This window comes from Mycobacterium asiaticum (assembly GCF_001673365.1).
In the GTDB taxonomy this organism is placed as follows: Bacteria; Actinomycetota; Actinomycetes; order Mycobacteriales; family Mycobacteriaceae; genus Mycobacterium; species Mycobacterium asiaticum_A.
This window is the reverse complement of the sequence record NZ_LZLS01000024.1, coordinates 1-6,169: the sequence shown is the minus strand read 5'-3', so window position 1 is coordinate 6,169 and position 6,169 is coordinate 1. Positions and strand designations below refer to the sequence as shown.

The 6,169-nt window shown below is 64.8% G+C and carries 7 protein-coding genes; 5 read left to right on the top strand and 2 right to left on the bottom strand.

Translation table 11 applies throughout. The features are described 5' to 3' along the window. Positions 1-60: 60 nt before the first annotated feature. Complete coding sequence (locus A5634_RS03035; RefSeq protein WP_065142614.1) at positions 61-1,359, bottom strand: HNH endonuclease signature motif containing protein; 1,299 nt, start codon at positions 1,357-1,359, stop codon at positions 61-63. A 112-nt stretch (positions 1,360-1,471) separates the two neighbouring features. On the opposite strand from A5634_RS03035, the gene dapB reads away from it, so the two are divergent. From dapB to A5634_RS03015, 4 genes are read left to right on the top strand one after another with little or no spacing between them, the layout of a single operon-like run. After that, positions 1,472-2,209: a 4-hydroxy-tetrahydrodipicolinate reductase gene (dapB, locus tag A5634_RS03030; RefSeq protein WP_065142613.1), complete on the top strand. Its 738-nt coding sequence runs from the start codon at positions 1,472-1,474 to the stop codon at positions 2,207-2,209. Further along, positions 2,206-2,661: a hypothetical protein gene (locus A5634_RS03025; RefSeq protein ID WP_065142612.1), complete on the top strand. Its 456-nt coding sequence runs from the start codon at positions 2,206-2,208 to the stop codon at positions 2,659-2,661. The genes dapB and A5634_RS03025 overlap by 4 nt, the downstream gene beginning before the upstream one ends. Before the next feature lie 24 nt (positions 2,662-2,685). After that, entirely contained in the window at positions 2,686-3,531 is an 846-nt protein-coding gene (locus A5634_RS03020; protein ID WP_065142611.1) for an SDR family NAD(P)-dependent oxidoreductase, read from the top strand. A 9-nt stretch (positions 3,532-3,540) separates the two neighbouring features. Beyond that, the gene (locus tag A5634_RS03015; protein WP_065142610.1) at positions 3,541-3,993 is read left to right on the top strand and encodes a flavodoxin family protein; all 453 of its coding nucleotides are present in this window, start codon (positions 3,541-3,543) and stop codon (positions 3,991-3,993) included. Here A5634_RS03015 and A5634_RS03010 read toward each other — a convergent pair. Next, positions 3,990-4,823, bottom strand: a complete 834-nt coding sequence (locus A5634_RS03010; protein WP_172831602.1) for an acyl-CoA thioesterase domain-containing protein — start codon at positions 4,821-4,823, stop codon at positions 3,990-3,992. The genes A5634_RS03015 and A5634_RS03010 overlap by 4 nt on opposite strands. A gap of 55 nt (positions 4,824-4,878) precedes the next feature. Between A5634_RS03010 and A5634_RS03005 the strand changes: the two genes are divergently transcribed. Continuing rightward, positions 4,879-6,169, top strand: a 1,291-nt coding sequence (locus tag A5634_RS03005) for a long-chain fatty acid--CoA ligase (RefSeq protein WP_155769323.1), incomplete at its 3' end; no start/stop codon positions are given.

Sequence of the window (6,169 nt, the reverse complement as noted above, 5' to 3'; positions counted from 1 at the left end):
TGAAGAACCTCGTCGACCACTGGTTGCATCGATACGACTGGCGGGCCACCGAAGCCGAGGTCAACGCAATAGGTTCGGGGGTCGGGTCCAGGCGGTTTGGTTGTTGCTGAGTTTGGTTGTGGTGAGGGGGTTTCCGATGAGTTTGTGGTGGGGTGTGCAGGTCAGGGTGAGGTTGTCGATGTTGGTGGTGCCGCCGGTGGCCCATGGGTTGACGTGGTGGACTTCGCATTTGTCGGCCGGGACGTCGCAGTTGGGATGGGTGCAGCCGCGTTCGGCGGCGTAGAGGACCAGGCGTTGGTCGGCGGTGGCGATGCGGCGGCTGCGGGCCAGGTAGAGGGGACGTTGGGTGTGGTCGTCGAAAACGGCCAGGTAGTGGTAGGCGCGGCTGGCCATTCGGATCACGTCGGCCATGGGCAGCACTGTGCCGCTGGCGGTGACGGCGCGGCCGGTGGCGTTGTGGAGTTCGTTCAGCGTGGTGGAGACGACGACGGCTACCGGCAGGCCGTTGTGCTGGCCGAGTTTGGGATCACCGAGTTGACCCTGGACCAGCGCGTTGAGGGCATCGTGTTGGCGCTGGGCGGTGCTGCGGGTGTCGTGCTGGGCCGCCTCGTCGGTGGGGGATCCGTCCAGGCACGGTGACGCGTCGTCGGGGTTGGCCATGCCGGGTGCGGCGAATTGGGCCAGCCAGGCGTCGATGTTGGCGCGCAATTCCGGCGTGGCGATTATCGTGCCGGTGCTCATGCCGTCCGGACGCTGAGGACCCCAGGTGAAGCCGCGTTGGCGGGCACGGTCCTGGTCAGAGTATTTGCCGTCGGGATTGATCAGGACCGCGGCGCGCTTGGCGACTTTGTCTAGTTGGTCGGGGCGCAATTGGGTGGCGTGCTGGGCCAGCAGCCCTTCGGCGTGTTCGACGACGGCGGCGGGGGTGGCGGCGGGCAGGTCGCGCACGAAAGCTTGCAGGACGCGCAGGTGCTCGGTGTCGAGTAGGCCGGCTCGCCATTGCTCGGCGCTGGCCGGTAACTGTGGCGGCAACTGTTGCCCGGTCAGGGTGTGGCGGGGGGAGAGTTGGGCGACGTCGCGGATGCGGCGGCGGGCTTCGGCGTAACTGATCCGGCACCAGTCGGCGACGGCCTTAAAGACCGGTCCGCCGATGTCGGCAGGGTCTTCGGTGGCCAATCCGTGGACGATGTCGTGGCCGATGACGGACTGCAGGCGGCGCGAGGTCTCCAGCCGTGCCAGGGCGCGCAGTCGCACCGCGGGCTCGAGGCTGTCTAGGTTGAGTTCTCCGAGCGCGGCCACGGCGGCGTCGAGGGCCGCGAAACGCGCTGCCACCTCCGCCGGTGCCGTGATCGAACACATGTGCTAATTCTATGCCCGCAGTACGCGCTGACCAGGTACAACGGCGCGATCTGTGGATAAACGCTCAACTGGGGATAAGTTGCGCAACCGCAGGCCCAGTAGGCTGCACGCCATGCGGGTAGGCGTGCTTGGGGCTAAAGGCAAAGTTGGGGCGACGATGGTGCGGGCGGTCGAAGCCGCCGACGATCTGACTCTGTCCGCGGAGGTGGACGCCGGCGATGCGCTCAGCCTGCTGACCGACGGCAACACCGAGGTCGTCATCGACTTCACTCACCCCGACGTGGTGATGGGCAACCTGGAGTTCTTGATCGACAACGGAATTCACGCCGTCGTGGGCACCACCGGGTTCACCGGCGAACGCGTCGAGCAGGTCGAAAAGTGGCTCGCCAAGAACCCGGAAACCTCCGTGCTGATCGCTCCGAATTTCGCCATCGGCGCGGTGCTTTCCATGCATTTCGCGAAGCAGGCCGCGCCGTTCTTTGATTCGGTCGAGGTTATCGAACTGCATCACCCACACAAGGCCGACGCGCCGTCGGGCACCGCAACGCGCACTGCCAAACTGATCGCCGAGGCCCGAAAAGGCTTGTCGCCCAACCCCGATGCCACCAGTACCAGCTTGCCCGGAGCGCGCGGTGCCGATGTCGACGGTATCCCTGTGCACGCGGTACGGCTGGCCGGCCTAGTCGCTCACCAGGAAATCCTGTTTGGCACCGAGGGTGAAACGTTGACCATCCGTCATGACAGCCTGGATCGGACCTCGTTCGTGCCGGGCGTGCTGTTGGCGGTGCGGCACATCGGGGAACGTCCCGGCCTGACCGTAGGCATTGAGCCGCTGCTCAATTTGGTATGACGCGGACCCTGCGCATCCAGCTGCTCATCGCCTTTCTCTGCGTGGCGATGCTGGTGTACTTCGTCCTACTCGGCCGCATCGCGATGGTGATGATCGAGTCGGGACGAACCGCTGCCGTGGGGTTGGGAGTGGCGCTGCTGGTGTTGCCGTTCCTTGGACTGTGGGCGATGGTCGCGACGCTGCGGGCCGGTTTTGCACACCAGAAGCTGGCCCGCCTGATCGCTGACGACGGAATGGAACTCGACACCAGCGCGTTGCCGCGGCGAGCGTCCGGGCGCATCCAGCGGGACGCCGCGGACGCCTTGTTCGACACCATTCGCACCGAACTCGAGGACGACCCGGAAAACTGGCGTCGCTGGTATCGGCTGGCCCGCGCGTACGACTATGCGGGGGATAGGCGTCGAGCGCGGGAAGCGATGAAAACGGCGGTCCAGTTGCAGGCGCGCCAGTGACCCCAGAGGAGTTACCGTTTAACGATGAAGTCGGCCTTCATCACCGGTGCCGCAACAGGTATCGGTGAGGCGCTCGCGGTACGGCTCCAGCGCGAAGGTTGGCTGGTATTCACCGGATACCGAAGCTCGCCACCTGGCAACGCGCGATGGTGTGGTCAGCCGAATATCGTTGCAGTGCAATGTGATGTCACCGATCTCGAGGACGTACGGGCCGCGGCGCGCACCGTCGAGGCGGCCACCGGGGGCACGCTTGACCTGCTGGTCAACAACGCGGGCTACTCACCGCACGAAGGCGTGATCGAAGCGGCCGACATGGCGGAGTACCGCCGCGCGTACGAAGTCAATCTCTGGGGCCCGCTCAACGTCATCCAGGCGATGGCCCCGTTGCTTCGCAAGTCAAGAGGCAGGATCGTCAACACCGGTTCGGCATCTGTGTACATGACCGTTCCGATGTACTCCGCCTACCCGTCGTCAAAGATGGCCTTGAAGGTGGTGAGTCAGCACCTGCGGATGGAGTTGGCGCCGTTCGGGATTCAGGTGACCACTCTCGAACCCGGTGGGGTCGATACGGCAATGGTCGACCTCAGCCCGGAAGCTGAAGAACGGCAATGGGAAACAATCCCAGCCGAACTGCGTGAGCACTACCGTCGGCACTTTGTTTCCGGCGCGACGGCGATCGGTGACAATTTCACGTTCATCCCGCCCGACGCGTTTGCTGATCTGGTGTGGAAACGAGTCATCAGCGCAAAGCGACTCAAGCCGTCGTACCTCATTGGGCCTAAAGTGACAGCGCTACCGTGGATGCACCGCCTGCTACCGGCCCGGCAGGTCGAAAAGATCTGGCGGCGCATGTTCGGCAGGAAGGATTGAGGTGCGCTGGTGTCCCGATTGTTGATCGTGCATCACACCCCGAGTCCGCACTGCCAGGAATTGTTCGAGGCGGTCGTGGCCGGGGCGACCGACCCCGACATCGAAGGCGTAGAGGTAATACGGCGACCCGCGCTGACCCTGTCGCCAACCGACATGCTGCAGGCCGACGGTTATCTGCTTGGTACTCCGGCCAATTTGGGTTACATCAGCGGCGCTCTCAAGCACGCGTTCGATATCTGCTACTACCCGTGCCTGGACGCCACCCGAGGTCGGCCGTTCGGCTTATACCTGCACGGCAACGAGGGCACCGAGGGGGCCGAGAAAGCCGTCACCACCATCACAACTGGGCTGGGCTGGGTGAAAGCCGCCGAGTACGTGTTGGTGTCGGGTAAGCCCAGCAAAGATGCGCTACGCCAGTGCTGGGAGCTCGGCGCGACGGTGGCCGCGCAGTTGATGGATTAGGTGTAGGCCGGCCGAAACGCTTCGGCGGGCTGTCCGAGCGCCAACGCGGAACTGGTCCCGATCGGCCCGTGCCGGTCGAACAGGGTCGCGGCTCCGGTGGCGACGCCGGCGGCACCGTAGTGGCTTTGCGCGGCCAAGCCGATGTATTCGCCGTCCGGCAACCGACTTGCGGTGACGGTGTAGTCGGCATTGATGTAGCGCAATCCGCCTGTGCCCCAATGGGTTAGCGAACTCGTCACATCGCCGACAAAGGCCAGCCGAGTGAACGGCGTCAACGGGTACCCATGCACCATTGGCCGGAACACCCGGGTCCAAGCAAACTTTTGCGAGTGCGACTGTTCCCACTCGCCGGCGGCGATACCCGGGCTGCCCTCCGACGTGGCGCCGTAACCCCAGATGAGAAACGGCATGTCGTCCGGAAATCCTTTGGAGTTCAACGGAAGCGGTGGCATCTGGACCGAGCCCGACCACACCTCGCCGGCGGGATGCTCGCCACGGCGCAAAAACAGGGCGCTGGCCCGTGCAACGACTCGCCCACCCTGCACCAGCGCGCCGTCGACGAGCTTGATGCGCCGGCCTTCACGCTGCACCGCGGTCTGAATCTGCACCGGTTCCAGCAAGACCGGACGCAACAGATCCACGGTAAGCCGGGCTGGCTGCAGCTCCGGATCGAACCCACACTGTTCGATTCCCCAACCCAGCAGGCCGCCGACGATCTGCCCGCCCATTGCCGCGCCCCAAGGCCCGCGGGTCATCACGCCTGGCACGTAGGAGTCGCCATCGACAGTGAAGAACGCCTCGGGCATGATGACGGAATCCTCCATAGTCACCGCTATCACGATAGGACACCGGAGAGGAGGCACTGGCATGCCCTCTACGGCCCCTGTGATCGAAGTTTCCCGCGGCCGCAACCCATTCCCGCGAACCGGCATTTCCCTGGACGACGAGGGCATTCCTCATTACGACGAACTGCCGGCCACCCTGTTGGACATGCTGGTCGAGCAGGTCGCCGTCCGGCCGGACAGCGAAGCGGTGGTGGAACTCGGGGCAGGCCGCCTGACTTACCGGCAGCTGTGGGATCGCGCGGCCCGAGTTGCCGGTGGGCTGCGCGCGGACGGCCTGAAACCGGGCGACCGTGTCGCGGTGCGTTATCCCGCGGGAACCAACTGGGTGCTGGCGTTCTGGGGCACGGTGATGGCCGGAGGTATTGCGGTCGCGGTGAATACGCGGTCAGCCAAACCCGAGGTCGAATTTGTGCTGTCCGACGCCGGGGCGCACATCGATCTCGACGCGGACACACCGTTGCCGGACGGAAAGCCCTATGTGACCGAGCAACTCGGTCCCACAGACGTTGCCGCGCTGTTCTACACCTCGGGTACCACCGGGCATCCCAAGGGCGTGCCGACCACCCACGAGGCATTCCTGACCAACACCGAGAACGCGGTCCGCTGCCTCAATCAGCCTCGCGACATCGGCGAGGAGCTGCGCACCCTTATCTCAGTGCCGCTTTTTCACGTGACCGGTTGCAACTCACAGCTTTTGGCGGCAGCCCGGCTGGGCGGGGCAGCGGTGATCATGCCCGCGCTGGACCTCGACCAGTTGGTGGCCACGTTGACTGACGAGCGCATCTCGGTCATGGTAACCGTGCCGGCGATCTATGCGTTGCTGTTGCGGCACAAAGCGTTTCCTGAATCCGACGTGTCCGGCGTGCGTTGGGTCGGCTACGGTGGCGCGCCGATCGCTCCTTCGTTGGTGCGGTCGGTCAAGAACGCGTTCCCGCAAGCCACCGTCTTCAACGGATACGGGATGACCGAGTCCGCCTCGTTGATGACCGCGCTACCCGACCATGAAACCGTTGAGCACGCGGACTCGGTCGGATATGCGGTTCCCTCAGTCGATCTCGGCGTGATCCCACTCGATGACGGTTCCGGCCAGTTGATCGGCGAACTGGTCACGCGGGGAGCCAACATCACCACCGGATACTGGAACCGGCCCGAAGCCACCGCGGCCACCATTGTGGACGGCTGGTTGCACACGGGCGACGTCGTCCGCGTGGATGACGCCGGACGCGTGCACATCATCGACCGCATCAAGGACATCATCAACCGCGGCGGCCTCGGTCATCCCGTATCCGTTGAAGACGGTGGCTTGCGGGAACGCGTTCTTGACCGACCGC

What these genes read in the sequence shown, in the direction of transcription:
- dapB (WP_065142613.1), top strand. Translation starts at nt 1,472, where the DNA reads ATGCGGGTAGGCGTGCTTGGGGCTAAAGGCAAAGTTGGGGCGACGATG.
- A5634_RS03025 (WP_065142612.1), top strand. Translation starts at nt 2,206, where the DNA reads ATGACGCGGACCCTGCGCATCCAGCTGCTCATCGCCTTTCTCTGCGTG.
- A5634_RS03020 (WP_065142611.1), top strand. Translation starts at nt 2,686, where the DNA reads ATGAAGTCGGCCTTCATCACCGGTGCCGCAACAGGTATCGGTGAGGCG.
- A5634_RS03035 (WP_065142614.1), bottom strand. Translation starts at nt 1,359, where the DNA reads ATGTGTTCGATCACGGCACCGGCGGAGGTGGCAGCGCGTTTCGCGGCC.